General features: G+C 59.1%; 12 protein-coding genes. 5 read left to right on the top strand and 7 right to left on the bottom strand.

Annotated features, from left to right (window positions below; all coding sequences use genetic code 11):
* Window positions 1-82 precede the first annotated feature (82 nt).
* Genes F4X57_07045 through F4X57_07035 form a run of 3 tightly spaced genes read left to right on the top strand, consistent with a single transcriptional unit; the run spans window position 83 to window position 3,648 of the window.
* Window positions 83-940: an exonuclease gene (locus F4X57_07045; protein ID MYC06911.1), complete on the top strand. Its 858-nt coding sequence runs from the start codon at window positions 83-85 to the stop codon at window positions 938-940.
* A complete protein-coding gene (locus tag F4X57_07040; protein MYC06910.1) occupies window positions 937-2,094 on the top strand; it encodes a hypothetical protein in 1,158 nt (385 codons plus the stop codon). Before F4X57_07045 ends, F4X57_07040 begins: the two co-directional genes overlap by 4 nt.
* A gap of 12 nt (window positions 2,095-2,106) precedes the next feature.
* Window positions 2,107-3,648 (top strand): YifB family Mg chelatase-like AAA ATPase, encoded by a 1,542-nt coding sequence (locus F4X57_07035; GenBank protein MYC06909.1) that lies wholly within the window; start codon window positions 2,107-2,109, stop codon window positions 3,646-3,648.
* A 55-nt stretch (window positions 3,649-3,703) separates the two neighbouring features.
* Here the strand turns inward: F4X57_07035 and F4X57_07030 are convergent, their stop codons facing one another.
* From F4X57_07030 to F4X57_07010, 5 genes are all read right to left on the bottom strand, one after another.
* Window positions 3,704-4,318: a DedA family protein gene (locus F4X57_07030; GenBank protein MYC06908.1), complete on the bottom strand. Its 615-nt coding sequence runs from the start codon at window positions 4,316-4,318 to the stop codon at window positions 3,704-3,706.
* A gap of 171 nt (window positions 4,319-4,489) precedes the next feature.
* Window positions 4,490-5,539 (bottom strand): 2-dehydropantoate 2-reductase, encoded by a 1,050-nt coding sequence (locus F4X57_07025; protein MYC06907.1) that lies wholly within the window; start codon window positions 5,537-5,539, stop codon window positions 4,490-4,492.
* A gap of 231 nt (window positions 5,540-5,770) precedes the next feature.
* Window positions 5,771-6,937: a biotin-dependent carboxyltransferase family protein gene (locus F4X57_07020; GenBank protein MYC06906.1), complete on the bottom strand. Its 1,167-nt coding sequence runs from the start codon at window positions 6,935-6,937 to the stop codon at window positions 5,771-5,773.
* The gene (gene pxpB / locus F4X57_07015; protein ID MYC06905.1) at window positions 6,934-7,638 is read right to left on the bottom strand and encodes a 5-oxoprolinase subunit PxpB; all 705 of its coding nucleotides are present in this window, start codon (window positions 7,636-7,638) and stop codon (window positions 6,934-6,936) included. Before pxpB ends, F4X57_07020 begins: the two co-directional genes overlap by 4 nt.
* 43 nt (window positions 7,639-7,681) lie before the next feature.
* A complete protein-coding gene (locus F4X57_07010) occupies window positions 7,682-8,449 on the bottom strand; it encodes a LamB/YcsF family protein (GenBank protein MYC06904.1) in 768 nt (255 codons plus the stop codon).
* Between the two features lie 337 nt (window positions 8,450-8,786).
* Here F4X57_07010 and F4X57_07005 point away from each other — a divergent pair, with 337 nt between their 5' ends.
* Entirely contained in the window at window positions 8,787-10,775 is a 1,989-nt protein-coding gene (locus tag F4X57_07005) for an HlyD family efflux transporter periplasmic adaptor subunit (GenBank protein ID MYC06903.1), read from the top strand.
* 76 nt (window positions 10,776-10,851) lie between these two features.
* On the opposite strand, the gene dxs is transcribed toward F4X57_07005, so the two are convergent.
* Together dxs and F4X57_06995 are read right to left on the bottom strand one after the other, a co-directional pair.
* Window positions 10,852-12,756, bottom strand: a complete 1,905-nt coding sequence (dxs, locus tag F4X57_07000; protein ID MYC06902.1) for a 1-deoxy-D-xylulose-5-phosphate synthase — start codon at window positions 12,754-12,756, stop codon at window positions 10,852-10,854.
* Window positions 12,757-13,061: 305 nt separating this feature from the next.
* Window positions 13,062-13,781 (bottom strand): DUF502 domain-containing protein, encoded by a 720-nt coding sequence (locus tag F4X57_06995; GenBank protein ID MYC06901.1) that lies wholly within the window; start codon window positions 13,779-13,781, stop codon window positions 13,062-13,064.
* Between the two features lie 342 nt (window positions 13,782-14,123).
* Here F4X57_06995 and F4X57_06990 point away from each other — a divergent pair.
* Window positions 14,124-14,624 (top strand): amino acid ABC transporter substrate-binding protein (locus F4X57_06990; GenBank protein MYC06900.1); only part of this gene is annotated, 501 nt, incomplete at its 3' end.

Raw genomic sequence — 14,624 nt, 5'->3', positions numbered from 1 at the left:
GTCATGCCTATCCTAGCCTTTCCCCGTTATTGGGGAAAAGACACTGAAATAGACCGCCAAACCCGAACCGCCGAGTGCAACATTGCTGAAACAGTCATTCATCCATCTGCCGAGAGTGGGCAAGGTCACGGAGTCCGAAATCTGGGATGCGGGCATCGACAGCTGGACTGACTTTCTGCACGCGAAGCAGCTACCGTCGCGCATACATGGCAAGCGGCGCCACCTGCGGTCGCTGATCCAGCGCTCCGAAGAACACTACGACTTGCGCGATGCCGCCTACTTCGACAAAGTGTTACGTCCGGGCGAGCAGTGGCGGCTGTACGCGGACTTCCGCGAGCGTGCCGCATTCGTGGACATCGAGACGACGGGGTTATCTCCGGAGCGCGGAATCATCACGATGATAGGCGTGCTGGATGCCGACGGCTACACTGCTTACGTGTACGATGACAATCTAGCGGACTTCCGCGAAGCGTTAGAGCATTACGACCTTGTGATTACCTTCAACGGCGCGGCGTTCGACCTGCCGTATATCGAATACCACTTCGGCAGCATCTTCAAGCATGTGGCGCACATCGACCTGCGCTTCCCGCTAAAGCGCGCGGGCTTCTCAGGCGGGCTAAAGGCGATTGAGCAGCGTTCCGGTGTTGGCAGACCGTCCGAATTGAGCGCGCTGAGTGGCTATGACGCGGTGCTGTTATGGCGAATGTGGCAGCGGCACGGCAGCGACAGCGCGCGCGATACGCTGATCAGGTACAATGCCGAGGACGTGGCATCGCTGCCCGCGCTCGCCGAGATTGCGTACAATCGCCTGACGAATCGCTTGCAGGCAGATGTGCCGCGCTTGCCGCCATCCCACCGGCACGAAATCGACCTGCCATACGACACTGATGTGATAGATTACCTGACCCGCGCGAAGTCCGGGCTGGGGAGTGCGTTTTGAACCGCATCGCCATCATCAGCGGCGACGAGCGCGTGCGCGTGGTCAGCTCGGAAGTGCTGGGTGTACCATATCTCCGCATATCGCCGCGCGAGCATCGCTGTGCCTGGCCCGTCTGGTCGCCGGACGGTAGGATGGTCGTGTACTCGGCATACCCCGCGGCTGGCAGCAACGGGCACGGCGTATTCAGGGTAATCTCACGACCGCCCGGCGAACCTGCGACCGCCATTTATACAAACGAACCCGGCACGGACGCCATAGCGCAGAATACGCCGCACTATCTGATGTGGTCGCCGGACAGCCGGAAGGTCGCATTCATCGCGCAAACGCTGGACGCCGGTATGTCGCTCATGGTTACGGATGTGCATGGCGGGACATCTCCGCAGCGCCTGCTGGACGGCGCGCCCCTGTACTTCTGCTGGTCGCTCGATTCCGAGTACATCCTGGTGCATACGCGCGAGTTGCACTACCTGATTAAGCTCAGCGACCCGGAACCTGCGCAAGTGCCGGTCGTATCCCTGGGCTACCAAGCGCCGTCAGTCAGTCAGCACGACGGGCGAATCGCCATGTGCGGCGAGATGTCCGACACGGTGCAGGGCATTATCGTAGCGACAATTCAGGGCGGCGCAGAAGTCGTCGGCGAGGTCGAAGGCTCAGCCGCGCTGGCGTGGCGCCCTTGGCGTTCGCAGATTGCCGTGGCAAGCGGTCTGGACCGCAGCAGCGGATACTACGACAGACTGGTGCTGCTGGATGCCGACACGACCGTCGAGCGCGAACTCATCGACGAACCAATGCTGTGCTTCTTCTGGTCACCCGACGGCAACAAGATCGCATACATCACGCCATCCAAAGACGCGGAAGGCTCGGTGTGCTGGGCGGTGCTGAGTGTCGAAACCGGCAATGTGCGCTACCTTGCGGACTTCCTACCAAGCCAAGAGCAGCTGACGATGTTCATGTTCTTTGACCAGTACGCGCAGTCCCACAACTTGTGGTCCCCGGACAGCGACAAGTTCTTATTCGCCGGTGTGCTAGGTCTCCTCGAGGTGCGCGGTCCCTTGCCGGACAGGTCAGCATCATCAATATACATCGCCGACGCCACCGGCCAAGAAGAGCCGGCGCTTATTGGACCGGGCTCAATAGGCGTCTGGTCGGTATAGGGAGTAGAATTTTTGCTTGCCAGAGCACTGACATGTGCGGTCGTTGGCTTGGAAGGATATGCCATCCAAGTCGAGGTGGACATATCGCCGGGCTTGCCGCAGTTCACAATTGTTGGCTTGCCGGATGCCGCCGTGCGAGAGGCGCGCGAGCGGGTTCGCTCGGCAATACGCAACTCCGGCTGCGAGTTCCCGATGCAACGCATTACGACCAACATGGCACCGGCAGACTTGCCCAAAGCCGGCCCCGCCTACGACCTGCCACTCGCGCTTGCCGTGCTGATTGGCTCAGGTCAGCTTCCGCCCGCGCCGTCATCCACGATGTTCTTGGGCGAACTGTCGCTCGACGGCACGCTGCGGCACACCAACGGCATGCTGCCCATGGTCGCCGTCGCGCGCGAAGAGGGCGTCGAGTCGATGTTCGTTCCGGCTTGCGACGCTGCGGAAGCCGCCTTGGTCGAGGGCGTCCGTGTGTATCCCGTGCAGGCGTTGGGGCAGCTAGTGCAGCATTTCCGCGAACAGACTGCCATCGAACCCGTGCCGGAAGAAATGTCCGGCGCGAACGGCTTGGCGCTCAAACGCGTTACGGAAGACAGGCAGGGCAGGGAAGTCGATCTCGCGGATGTGCGCGGTCAGGAGCATGCGAAGCGCGCGCTCGAAGTCGCTGCAGGCGGAGGCCACAACCTGCTGATGACGGGACCGCCGGGTAGTGGCAAGACGCTGCTCGCACGCTGCATTCCGTCAATCATGCCCGCTATGACCTACGACGAAGCGATAGATGTAACGAAAATTTACAGCGTGAGCGGTCTGCTGTCGAGTTCACTGCCCTTCGTCGAAGAGCGGCCGTTTCGCGCGCCGCACTACACTATCTCGAATGCGGGACTTGTCGGCGGCGGTAGGATACCGCGTCCGGGCGAAATCACGCTCAGCCACCGCGGCGTGCTGTTCCTCGACGAATTGCCCGAGTTCGGACGCAATGTGCTGGAGGTACTGCGACAGCCCATCGAGGACAGAACGGTTACCATCAGCCGCGCTCAGGGGACGATTAGATTCCCGGCGAATTTCATGCTGGTCGCGGCGCGCAATCCGTGTCCGTGCGGCTACCGCAACGACATCGCCAAGCAGTGCGTCTGCACGCCGAGCCAGATTTCCCGGTACAGCCAGCGCATCAGCGGGCCCTTGCTGGATAGAATAGACCTGTTTGTCGATGTGCCGCGCGTGGAATACGATAAGCTGACGATGCCCAGCAACGCCGAACGCTCCGAGCAGGTACGCGAGCGCGTGGAGGCGGCAATTTCTGCGCAGCGTCAGCGGCTTAAGGGCACCGGCAGGCTGAACAACTCCGAAATGGGCCCCAACGAAGTCTGGGATTTCTGCCCAATGGACGACCCCGCGAAGAATCTAATTCAGACCGCAATGCAACGCATGAGTCTATCCGCAAGAGGCTTCCACCGCATACTAAAGGTCTCGCGAACGATAGCAGACTTGTCAGGCAGCGAAACGATTGAGGTATCGCATCTCGCGGAGGCGCTGCAATACAGGCAGGCGATGGAGTGATGCCGGCGCGTCTTAACGCTGACCGTTCTCCGACTCGCCCCACCCATCGATGGGGCTATTCCACCTCTGCCACGCTCTTCGCCCTTCGCGTCCGCACGAACAGCATGAACAGCGTGACGCACAATACCGTGCCTATGCCCGCCGCTATCATGACAAGCTCAAAGCTGTGCTCTAGGAAGTCTTGGATTGCTTCACCGAATAGGAATATCAGCGCGCCGATGAGGAACATTCTTGCGCCGCGTCCTATTATGGATGCGATGACGAAGGGCGTTAGGGGCATGTTCAGCACGCCGGCTGACAACGCGAAGACTTTGTACGGGATCGGCGTTATCGCGGCGATGAGTATTGCCCAGACGCCGTAACGATTGAACAACCCCTCCACGCGGTCAACCTTGTCGGCGGATACAAACCTGTCTAGTATCGGTCTGCCGTATCGCATGCCAAGCCAGCGTCCTGCCACCGCGCCTGCGACAGATGCGACCGTCGTGATGGCGGCGAACAGCAGCGCCAGGCGCGGGTGCACGAACGACATGCCTATCAGCAGCGGGTCCGGCGGCAACGGGAAGAATATCGACTCGGTGAACGCGGTCACGGCGAGCACAGCCATCGCCCACTCGCTGTCCGCGAAACCGACCATCCAGTGCGATAATTCGCGGACGAGTTCAATCATGGGCGATCATAGGCGAGATAGTCGCAGATGTAATGTCCTGTGAGCAGCTGCCATGCTCAAAGACACTAGCGATAAGAGCGCAGAGATTGAGAGTGCCCACGCCGAGCGAACCGCTTGGCGTGGAGTCGTCTGATGATTCAGGCATGCTTATCAGGCGCCGGCGGTTGATGCTCACAGCCCTGCCATGCTCAGTACGCGCTCTACATTCGACGGGTCGGGCGTGATTTCTCCACTGTCGATGCCGTGCATCACCTCGACGATTGCCGCGTTGATGGGAGTGTGCACACCGGCTTCGCGGCCGCGCGCCACAATGTAGCCGTTCATGAACGCCGTCTCGGTGCGCCGCCCCTTCGCCACATCCTGCGCCATCGACGATTTCCAGTCCGCCGCGCCGGGCTTGGGCTGCAATATCGCGTCCAACTCTTCGTAAACATCGCCCTGATCGGCGTTCGCCCAAGTCTGCGCGCTTACTCCGCTTATATTTTCGATGTCGTAGTTCAGCGCCAGCCCGACCTGCGTCGATTCCTTAGCAATCTGAATCTGAATGAGCCGCGTGCGCGGATTCGCCGCGTAAGACTGCGAACCCTGCCCCGTCATCGCGCCGACAGGATTGCCGATGGAGTTTGTCGTGAGTTTTGACCAGCGTTCGCCCCAGATGTTCGATGTTGCGCGTGAGCCGTCAATGCAGCTCAGCATCTCGGCGATTTCTTGCACGCGAGGCGTAATCTTGCCATGCAGCTCGCCCACGCGGAAAACATCGTGCCCGCGGTCGCGACCGGGTGTGCCCCCGCGCGTAACATGCGCCGGCTCCCACAGTGCGACCGTGATGCTGGACATTATGCAACCGACCTGCCGCTCGAAGCCCACGATGGACGCCGTGAGCTGGTCGTTCATGCAATTCTGGCTGTTGACGACCACGCCGTTGGAAGCGAGAAGGCGCTTGACGAAGTGGCTCGACCACTCGGTATCGTAGGATTTCATCGCCAGGAAAATGATGTCGAAGTTGTGCTCCAATTGCCAAGCGTCGGCAAGATGGACTGCATTGACAGGGACGGTGAAATCGCCCTGACTGCCGGACGCGCGCAGCCCGTTGGCGTTCATCGCGTCCACATGCTCGCCCCACATATCGATGAGCGTGATGTCGTGCCCCTCACGCGTCAGGAACGCCCCGATGTAGCTGCCAGCCGCGCCCGCGCCGAAAATGGCAATCCTCTTTGACATCGTAATCTCCTTAAATCTTGCCTATCGTGTTTACTGTGTCCTAGGGTCTTTCGTTTATTCATGCCATTTCGAGCGAAGCGAGAAATCTAAACGCGTTGACTTCGGACGGGCTTGTTTCCATAGGGCGACTTTAGACCCTTCACTTCGTTCAGGGTGACAACCGAAATGTCCTAAACTGCATCCCTAGCCCCTTGATGGAGAAAGGGGCGGGATTGGGTGATTTGCCCATCCCTAATCAATCTCAGAATCGCCCATCCGCCTCACCGTTATTTCGAACTCGTAAGTCGCTCCGCCAATTCGCGCCGTGCCACTGCGACTGCCTGCTTGTTCGCCCGCCGCTGCTGGCAGCGTCAGCGGTTCGCCGTCGCCGTCCAGTATATCAGAGATAGAATCGTCCATCACTAAGGCGATGCGCGGAGCGGCGCCATCCGTAACGCCGCTACCGCTGCGTATCGATGCAAGCAGCCGTTCCTGCGCGCGGTATGCCGCCTGCGCCTCTTCTACCCTAACCGCCTTGAAGGAAATGGTATGTCCCGGCATCGCTTGCGCGATCTTGCTCAAGTCCGGACTGATGACTGTCGCGATTTTCGTGTAGCCACCGGTGGTGCCCCTGTCCGCGAGCAGGACTATCGGCTGACCGTCGCCCGGCACCTGGATCGTGCCTAATGGCGTGCCGTCCGAAATCACATCCGCGCCGTCCACATGTTCAATCGGATCGCCCTCGAGTCGGTATCCCATACGGTCGGAGTTGATGGACACGGTATATGGAGCGCTAAGCAGCGTATCGATGCCCTTTGCGGTGAATGATGCGTCCTGCGGTCCAAGAACCACGCGGACGACATGCTCGCTGCCGTACTGTGGAATCGCATCCTGCGGCATATTGCCGTCCGGTCGTTCTTCCGCGTCTGCGCCGGTAGAATCTGTGCCGTCAACATTCAGAATATCGCCTGCGCGCAACGGCTTGCCGTCGATGCCGCCGATGGCAGCCTTCATATATGTCGCCCTGCTGCCCATCACCTGCGGAACATCGATTCCGCCCGACACTGCGATATAGGCGCGCACGCCGTCTGCCGGTCCTCCAAAGTCCAGCGTGTCACCTTTTCCGGCGCGTACAGCCGTCCACATCGGCAGAGGCTCACCGTTCAAGCGCGGGGACAGGTCGGCGCCTGTGATGGCGATGCGTATAGCCGCCAGAATCTCAACGCGGGGTCCGAGTACGGTCGCTTCGATGCACGCGGCGTTGTCGTCGTTTCCGAGCAGCGCGTTGGCGGCGCGCAGGGCGAAGGTGTCCATCGCGCCGGCTGTGGGCATGCCAAATCGTTGGTAGCCGTATCGTCCTCGGTCCTGAATGGTGGACAGCATCCCCGGCTGGATGATTTTCAGCGCTGGGCCGTTCATGATTCGGCCGCTTCTGTTTCTACATCGACTACATATTCGCCTGCATCAACCTGCCGAAAGATGTCGTCGTAGTGCTCGCGCGATTCGATTGGTACGAAGCGCACATAGTCGCCCGCGTTCAGCAGCACAGGGCGCTCGCGTGCCGGGTCGAACAGTCTTACCGGCGTTCTGCCGATGAGCTGCCATCCGCCCGGGCTTGCCACCGGGTACACGCCCGTCTGCGTCTCGGCGATGCCCACCGCGCCGGGCGGAATCTCGGTGCGCGGAGATTGCAGGCGCGGCGTGGCAAGGCGTTCGTCCAAGCCGCCAAGATACGCGAAGCCCGGACTGAAGCCCATCATATAGACTAGGTAATCAGTGCCAGAGTGCATTCGGATGACTTCCTGTTCGTCGATGCCGCTGTGTTGCGCAACGAATGCGATGTCGGGCCCCAAGTCGCCACCGTACAGCGTGGGCAAATGCACTACATTTCGCGTACTCGTGTCGGTCGATTGCGCGCGTTGCAGCAGCCGCTCAATGCTGTCTTGAACTTCGCCCGAAGTTGCCACAAGCGGGTCGAAGTACACGAGCACTGATCGGTATGTCGGCAGGAAATCGAAGACGCCGGGCACGCCGTCTTCTTCGAGCGCGTCCGTGAGACTGCGCACCCGGCGATTAATCGCCGGGCTGATGGCGTCGCCAAGCTCGGCGACGAGCGCCATATCGCCGGCGGGGAAGAAGCGAGGATTGTCGTAAAGCACGGCGTTAGTCCAGAATCCTGCCGAGCGGCAGTATTTCCACGCCGGCCGCTTCGAGTTCGCGTTTGAGCTCGGCTGCCATCTCCACGGCGCCGGGAGTGTCCCCGTGCAGGCAGAGGCTGTCCGCTTGCACATCGATTTCTTCACCGCTTATCGCTGTTGCCTTGCCCTCCGTTACCATGCGCAGGCTGCGCTCCACGACCTCGTTCGTGTCGTGGATGACAGAGCCGGGCTGTGAGCGCGAAACTAGCGTGCCGTCCGGATTCAGCGCGCGGTCGGCGAAAATTTCTCGCGCGACCTTCATGCCCATATCTTCCGCGATGTCGATCCAGCGTGAACCTGCGAGCGCGACCAGAATCATCTGCGGATCTACATCCATCACCGACTCGCAGATCGCCTGCGCGAGCGATTCGTCGTTGACCGCCATGTTGTACATCGCGCCGTGCGGCTTGACATGTTGCAGCTTCTTGCTCGCCGTGAACGCCTGCAGCGCGCCGACCTGATATGTAACATCATTCTTCGCCTCAGTCGGCGACACGACCATATTGCGCCTGCCGAAGCCGTTCAGGTCCGGAAAGCTTGGGTGCGCGCCGATGGCGACGCCGTGCGCCTCCGCGAGTTCGACCGTGTGCCGCATCCACATTGGGTCCCCCGCGTGGAAGCCGCACGCAATGTTCGCGGATGTGATGTGCTTGATGACCTCCTCATCGAAGCCCATCTTGTACATGCCGAAACTCTCACCCATGTCGCAGTTGAAATCGATTTTGGCAGTCATCGGTACACCCCTTGTCGGTTGAGTTGTGCGGCTGGTTGCTCTTTGACCTTTGCAAATTATACGAGAAGTTAATTGCAATTATACGAGGTCAGTCAAAGTCTTACCACCGGATAATTACTGCTTCGGTGAGATGTGAATCCAGTTTTGGATTATGATATTCAGTGATTGTGGTTCATTTATTACATTTACTTTGCGGCAAACAGGCATTTAAGATTGAATCACGAACTAGACATTGATTAGTTTCTGTATTTCGCATGGGCGCAAGGTTCTTTTGAATTCGCGTTCCCAGGGCAGATGCGGCTGACATATCTCGCCGGCGCATCAGAAGGAGAACTCTGTGAATAGACTGGTTGCGGGAATAATTGCGTTCGTCGTTGTGGCTGCGATTGTGATCGCGGCGGTGTTTTTTTTCTTCCTGCGCGACGACGATGTGGACGACGGTGAACTATCCGCGGCAGTCGTGAACGAAACGCCTACCGTACGCGCCGATGCGGTGGTCGTGCCGTTACGCAGCGCCAGCCTCAGCATGCCGCGCGGTGGCACGGTTACCGAAGTGCTGGTGAGCGAGAACGACACGGTAGAGGAGGGGCAGCTCCTCGTGATGCTGGACACGACGGATGCGGAGATTGCGTTGCAGCGCGCGGCGGACGCTGTGGCAAGCGCGCGCGCCGAAGTTGAGACGCTGAAAATCTCCATTGCCAAGGAACGCGAACTCGACGACGAGACAAGGCCAGGCAGGCTTGAGCAGGCGCGGCACACTTTGCAGAGGGCGGAAGAACGCTACCTGCACCTGTCCGGCGCGAATCTCAGGGCAGGCGCGTCCGTCAGCGCGGAGGGCGCACTGCTTGAGGCGCGATACATCGAGGCTAGGACGAAAGCCGAACTCGGCGTGCAGCAAGCCGAAGACGCGCTGCTGAAGGCGATGGGCGTAGCTAGCGTTGACGGCATCGACGCCGATGCGGAGAGCCGCGCGAGAATCGCCGAGCGGGACGCGCGTATCGCAGCCGCCCAACTATCGATAGTTGACTTGCAGAACGCCCTCGATGACGCCGAAGACATTGACAAGATTGTGCAGGACGCGCAGGATGCGATAACTGTCGCGACCGTGCTTCTGACCAATGCCGAGCGCGACTTGGAGGTTACGGTCGTCGATTCTGCCGAGGCAAACAGGCTCGCCAATGAAGCATACTCCGACGCCGAATTCCTATGGCGCGGGGTACACCAGCACTACATGGGCATCGACCTGACGGCGGCTGAATTGCACAAAGACCCGGACACGCTCTTCGTCGAGTGGGGCGCCGACTTTGAGAAGATTTTTGACCGCGATCACCTGTCGTTCCCGGACGACGTGCTGCAAGACGACCCGGCAACACGTTGGGACGAGCTGAAGCTCTTTGGTAGGCTTGGCTTGAGCCCATTCAACGCGCATCTGACCACTTGCAGCGAAGTCAACACACTGCCGTCCGGCATGCGTTGCATCAGGCAGGAGTATGACGACGCGTGGGAAGGATTCGCGGACGCGCGCGCATCGTACATTACCACCGAGACCAATGGCGTCTCGGCAGTGCAAGCCGCAGAGAGCAAAGTGCTGACGGCACAGAACCACCTTGAGGACGCAGAACGCGCACTTGAGATAGCCCAGTCCGGTCGTCCGCAAGCAAGCGCGGCTAGCATACAGTCCGAGTTGGACGCGGCCAACGCCGCACTCGAGGCGCTGTTAGACTTCTCCGACGAGGCGGAAGTCGCGCAGGCGAAGGCGAACCTTGAAGTCGCGCTTGCGACGCTCGATGACTTGCACCACGACGACCACGACATCGCGCTCGCGCAGCAGCATATGGAAGATGCCCAACTCGCCGTCGAGAAGTTGGAAGCGGGCAGAGACCCGCTCGACGAAGAGCGCAGGGAGGCGCGCATCATCGCCGCGGAAACGCGTGTAACGGTGGCGGAGACCGCGCGGCAGTCGGCACAGCTCGCGCTCGCCGACATGGAACTGCGCGCCCCGTTCAGCGGTGTAATCGTGGCACCCAATGTTGACGCAGGCGAAGAAGTCGCACCGCGCCAATTCCTGATGAGCCTCGCGGACGCATCCGAGTGGGAGTTGGTAACGGTTGACCTAGACGAACTCAGCGTGATTCATCTGTCCGAAGGCGACAGCGTTCGCATAAATTTCGACGCGCTGCCCGCTCTCGAGATGAACGGCACGGTTATGCGAATCAGCCGCTTTGGTGAAGAAGTGCAAGGCGCCGTGACCTACTCCGCTGACATACGCATCAGCGGAATCGATCCGCGATTGCGTTGGGGTATGACCGCGTCGATCAGCAAGTAGTGGCAAGTAATGCCTCGTTGGACTGAGGGCACTTCACTGCCTCCCCATCCTGAACTTCCCCAGTAGTCGTCGAAGATTAGTCTGCGGCGACTACTGGCGTGTGGGACGATGGCTGGCCGCCGGGGTAGAATGCGGACAGCACTTGCCTCACTATGCCCTCAGCATCTAGGTTAAGTTCGTGGCGCTGGGCGTCCGCGGTGCCGTGTTCTACGAATGCGTCCGGCATGCCGATGCGGTGCACTGCCACGCTTTGCAGCCCTGCTTCTGCGATGACTTCCAGCACTGCTGAACCGAATCCGCCTGCGAGCACATTTTCCTCGACGGTTACGATGCGTCCGGTCTTACGCGCGGCGTCTAGCAGCAGTTCGGTGTCGAGTGGCTTGACAAAGAGCGGGTTGATCACACCGCAATCGATGCCAAAGTCGGCTAGGATTTCCGCCGCTTCGAGAGCGGGTCCGGCAGGCTTGCCCAAGGCGAATATGGCGACATCGCGCCCTTCGCGCAGCTTATAGCCTTTACCAATCGGCAGTTCCTTGAGCGCCGGATCCAGCGATACGCCGGTCGCGGTACCTCTTGGAATACGTATCGCGAACGGTCCGTTGTGCTTGTACGCGGTATTGATGAGGTGCTGCAGGTCGTTCTCGTTCGTCGGTGCGGCGACGACTGCATTGGGCAGGCAGCGCAGGTACGATATGTCGAACGCGCCATGATGCGTTTTGCCATCTTCGCCCACGATGCCCGCACGGTCTGCTATCAGCGTCACCGGCAAGTTCTGAAGGCACACATCGTGCATCACTTGGTCGAACGCGCGCTGCAGGAATGTGGAGTATATCGATACGAATGGCTTGAACCCGGTGGACGCCATTCCCGCCGCCATGCTGACCGCGTGCTGTTCCGCGATGCCCACATCGAACACCCTGCCCGGGAAGTCCTGCCGCACTTCTTCAAGCCCCGTGCCTTCCAGCATCGCCGCCGATATGCCCACAACCCCGTCGTCGTCGCGCATCAGGCGGCTGACAGTCTGCGCGAACACCTTCGAGTATGTCGGTGCTCCGGACCCCGTGCCCAATGGCGAGCTTGGCTGGTGGAACTTCACCGGATCGTCTTCGGCAGGTTCGTAGCCGTGCCCTTTGTGGGTAACCACATGCACCACTGGCACCGCGCCGGCAGCTTGCTTCGCCTGCCGCAGTGTGTCTTCCAACTGCTTGAAATCGTGCCCGTCAACCGGACCAAGATAGCGGAATCCTATCTCGTTCCAAAACATCGTCGGCAGAATAAAACTTTCGATGCCGTCGTTCATGCTCTTGACCAGCTGGTAGATTAGCTCGCCAGTCGGCACTTTCTTCGACAGCGCGGTCATTCGGCGAATCATCGCTTGGTACTGTGGATGCGTAATCAGCCGCTTGCGCCAGTTCGTCAGAAAGCCGATGTTCTCGGAAATGGACATGCCGTTGTCGTTAAGTACGACAATCATCTTCTCTGGGCTGAGATGCACGATGTTGTTCAGCGCCTCGAAGCTGGATCCGGATGTCATCGCGCCATCGCCGACGACGGCAATCGTCCACGAATCCAGGTTGCGGTTAACTGCGCCTTGAGCGACGCCTAGCGCGACTGACAGACCGGTGCCTGCGTGTCCCGCGCAAAGCGTGTCGTGCTCGCTTTCGCCTGGCTCGCCGAAGCCGGACAGTCCGCCTTGCAACCGAATGTTCTTGAACTCGTCGCGCCTGCCCGTTACTAGCTTGTGTGTGTAGAGCTGATTTGTCGTGTCCCAAACAATCTTGTCCTGGGGACTGTCGAAGACGCGGTGCAGCGCAAGCGTGAGTTCCACCACGCCGAGATTGGACGCCAGATGCCCGCCACGCTGTGTGATGACGGAGATAATGGTGTCGCGAGCTTCCTGCGCCACCTGCGTCATCTCGTCGTATGTCAGCGGCTTGAGGTCGCCTGGAGCGTCTATTCTTTCCAGAATCGGGCTGCCCATTGGCAATCTCCTTGCGGTGGATGTCTGTTGATTTCGGATTTAGCGAATCTTCTTGGATGATGAGCGGAATTTCATTCGTGGCATTTCGGTATATTGCATGATATATCAAAGCCCGCTGCCCGTGCAGGGTTTACCTGCATAGTCTCAATTTAGCCATATAGCCTCAATTGTTAGAGTTCAGTCGCTCATTGAGGTGAGGTTCATGGGAGGGCCCTTGGGGGAAGTTTAAGATCGCAACAGGTAAAATCAGTCTAGTCCGCAACCTAGTTCGCAAACTCATTCAACGCTCTTCGCCTCCGGCATCATTATCCCTTCCGCTCTGTTTCGAACCTACCGATGATTTCAATCTGCTCGTTGCCGTCGCGCGGTATGCGGGCAAATGTGAGCACTTCCGGCAGAACGATGCCGCCGGAGAACACCAGCTTCATCGCGTCGTCCACATCCAGGTCGGTCTCAATGAGGTCGTCTTCCATCACGAGCGCCAAGTTGCCTGAAGTCGGGTTGGGGATTGTCGGCACATACACCAGCGCCATCGAATCCTTGGTTCGCGCGGAAAAGGCGCGTCCCGTAACAAAGCCCATGGCTATCATGCCTTCCCGTGGCCATTCGAGGAAGACGACGCGGCTGAATGTGTACTGCGATGTGAACGATGTCATGACCTGCCGCGTTACGCCGAAGATGTTCCGCACGACGGGAATGACCTCGATCACATTATCCTTCCAACCTGAGACCCTGCGCCCGAATGTCGTGGATATTAGCAGCCCTAGCAGGTAGAACAGCACTATCATCACAATCAAGCCGACGCCGGGGAAGTCCCATGGCTGGCCAGCGACGAACGGCATAGGTCTCACAAAGGAGTCTGTATTTTCCACAAGGAAGACGATGACCGCGACGGTTACCAGAATAGGTACGAGGTCTATCAACCCAGCGAGTGTCTTGCTCTGAACATGTCCTTCCATCTTCTTGAACATGTTGGATTCATGTACGATCTCGTCAGAGCCTGGCTCGCTATTTTGCATTGGCATTCTCCACGATGCGTAGTCTCGATGCGGTCAGATGCGGAAGAATATCACCGTTCCGGCGAACGCAGTCTGCCCGTCCATCCTTTATCCCGCAGTGAATTGTAACCTTATTCGTCAAGGCTTGCTACTATGCATCAAGGTATCAAGGCTCTGCGGAAATGCCATTCGCGCCCGTTCTTTTGCCTGTCAAGCACGCAAAAGGTATTGCATAACCTTAGTAAGGGGTAGTATATGGTAAAATTAATGGATATGTGTCTAATGGCTATGTGTGACTCATAGTGACGCTTGACTAACGAAATCGTAGGTGGTTGAATCTGTAAACGCGCTTCGTGGAAAGGGGACCAGATGACAGTCGGATATTTCAGGCAGGCATTCGTGATTGCGCTTGTGGCGCTCTCGTCCATCGCAGTCTTGGCATGCGGCTCTATTGGCGGCGTCGCAAGTGATGAGCCGTTCAGGATTGGCGTCATGGAGTCTGTAACCGGACCAGGTGAGACTTACGGCAATGTCGCGGTGCAGGCGAAGCAGATGGCGGTGGATGAGATTAATGCAGCCGGCGGCGTGAACGGACGAATGATCGAGCTTATTGTGGAAGACGAGAAGTGCAACGCGCAGGATGCCATCACCGCGTACAGAAAACTGACCGATGTTGACGGCGTGAAGATTATCCTCGGCACATCGTGCAGCGGCGCGATGCTCGGTGCAGCGCCGCTCGCCGAAGAAGAAGGCGTGGTGATGTTCTCAGGCTTGGCTACAAACCCGGACATCGCCAACGCAGGCGATTACATCTTCCGAACTTCTATGAGCGACGCGCAGCGGGGCATAGACACGGGCAATGTTCTTTGG

The sequence above is a fragment of the Chloroflexota bacterium genome, assembly GCA_009840355.1.
In the GTDB taxonomy this organism is placed as follows: domain Bacteria; phylum Chloroflexota; class Dehalococcoidia; order Lucifugimonadales; family JADFKI01; genus Bin90.
Note: the sequence above shows the minus strand (reverse complement) of the source record. Positions and strands in the feature narration are given on the sequence as shown.

Bases quoted from the DNA above. Each gene is read 5' to 3' on its own strand.
- dxs (MYC06902.1), bottom strand. From the start codon at position 12,756: ATGGGCAGCCCGATTCTGGAAAGAATAGACGCTCCAGGCGACCTCAAG.
- F4X57_06995 (MYC06901.1), bottom strand. From the start codon at position 13,781: ATGCCAATGCAAAATAGCGAGCCAGGCTCTGACGAGATCGTACATGAA.
- F4X57_07010 (MYC06904.1), bottom strand. From the start codon at position 8,449: ATGACTGCCAAAATCGATTTCAACTGCGACATGGGTGAGAGTTTCGGC.
- F4X57_07020 (MYC06906.1), bottom strand. From the start codon at position 6,937: ATGAACGGCCCAGCGCTGAAAATCATCCAGCCGGGGATGCTGTCCACC.
- pxpB (MYC06905.1), bottom strand. From the start codon at position 7,638: ATGGCGCTCGTCGCCGAGCTTGGCGACGCCATCAGCCCGGCGATTAAT.
- F4X57_07025 (MYC06907.1), bottom strand. From the start codon at position 5,539: ATGTCAAAGAGGATTGCCATTTTCGGCGCGGGCGCGGCTGGCAGCTAC.
- F4X57_07030 (MYC06908.1), bottom strand. From the start codon at position 4,318: ATGATTGAACTCGTCCGCGAATTATCGCACTGGATGGTCGGTTTCGCG.